Here is a 1,489-nt window from a genome sequence, read left to right as displayed (position 1 = left end):
ATCCCGCGGAGCTGCAGTCGGCTGCGTTGAGTTATCAGAATGTGGTGACTCAGCTGGCCAGTGAGGAGTGGGCGGGCCATGACGGTGGGGCGGAATCCGTAGCGGGGGCCGGCGCCGGCGTGGGTGCCGTTGCCGACTCCGGCCAGGGGCATGCCGCCGAGCAGGTTGCCCGGTCCCCCGGCTGCCTCGGGTGCGGCGCTGATCGCGCTGACCGGGACCGCGGTGTGGCCCATTGCCGGCAGCGCCGGGGCGCCGGTCCAGGCCACCGGCACCGACAACTTGCCGCCGATGGAGGCCGCCCCGCCGATGGCCGCGGCCGGGTGCACCGCTCCGGCGCCGCCGCCGAGCAGGCCACCGAGCCCACCCAGGCCGGGCAGCGCCTTGGCTGCCGCCGGAGCCGCACCACCGATCAACCCCACCCTTCGCCGGATAACCTCCGGGTCGGCAGCGTAGGAACACGCTTTAGCGCGCGAAAAGTGCTGCGCTAAAGCGTGTTTCGCGTTTGCGCCCAAGAACCGACTCGCGGCCGAGGCCTTGCCCACGCCCCCCGGCCGGCCCCTGTCCGGGCCGACATCGCCGCGGCCTTTATTGCGACCGGATTTTTTGTCCAGCGCCCAGGTCGATCCGCCCCGGCTGCGCGGGATCGCTTATCGGCCGTGATCCGCCCGGCACCCCGTTCCCGCAGGTAGGCGTACGCACGGTGAACGCGGGCGGCCGCCGGCCCGGCCGTTGCGCTGTCCGCTGACCCGCTGGAACGGGGCGCCTCCCACCCGGACCGTCGAGTCACGGGCAGCGAGAAGACGGGGCGGCGCTCTAGCCTTCGCAAGCAAGCGCATCGCTTGAAGCCAGCTATCTAAAACACTCGCGAGGGAAACACATGGTTCGAGCCGGGGGGTTCGTAGGTGTTTGACTTCGGGGCGTTACCGCCGGAGATCAATTCCGGTCGGATGTATGCGGGTCCGGGTTCGGGTTCGTTGATGGCGGCGTCGGCGGCGTGGGATGAGATTGCTGCTGAGGTGGCTGCGGCGGCCAGTGGGTATAGCTCGGTGATTGCGGAGTTGACGTCGGGTCCGTGGGTGGGTCCGGCGTCGTCGTCGATGGTGTCGGCGGTGGTGCCGTTTGTGAGTTGGCTTTCTGCGGTGGCGGGGTTGGCCGAGGACACGGCCAGTCAGGGTCGGGCGGCTGCGGCGGCGTTTGAGGCGGCGTTTGCGATGACGGTGCCGCCGCCGGTGATTGCGGCTAATCGGGTGTTGTTGGCGACGTTGGTCGCGACGAATTTCTTCGGGCAGAACACGCCGGCGATCATGGCGACCGAGGCGCAGTACATGGAGATGTGGGCCCAGGATGCGGCGGCGATGTATGGCTATGCGGCGGCTTCGGCCACGGCCTCGCAGTTGGCGCCCTTTGATGCCCCGCCGAACACCACGACTCCTGATGGGGTGGCCGAGCAGGCGTTGGCGGTGACCCAGGCCGCTCAGCAGCCCGCGGG

Annotated in this window: 1 protein-coding gene and 1 pseudogene; one reads left to right on the top strand and one right to left on the bottom strand. The window is 69.8% G+C overall.

The features are described from left to right. Positions 1-431, bottom strand: a pseudogene (locus A9X03_RS28260) (PE/PPE C-terminal domain-containing protein); the annotation flags it as partial. 471 nt (positions 432-902) lie between these two features. Between A9X03_RS28260 and A9X03_RS06060 the strand changes: the two are divergent. Continuing rightward, positions 903-1,489, top strand: a 587-nt coding sequence (locus A9X03_RS06060; protein WP_156669877.1) for a PPE family protein, incomplete at its 3' end; no start/stop codon positions are given.

It is taken from the genome of Mycobacterium sp. E1715 (assembly GCF_001667625.1).
Classification (GTDB): Bacteria; Actinomycetota; Actinomycetes; order Mycobacteriales; family Mycobacteriaceae; genus Mycobacterium.
The sequence above is the reverse complement of the archived record's forward strand: the minus strand, read 5'-3'. Positions and strand labels throughout refer to the sequence as shown.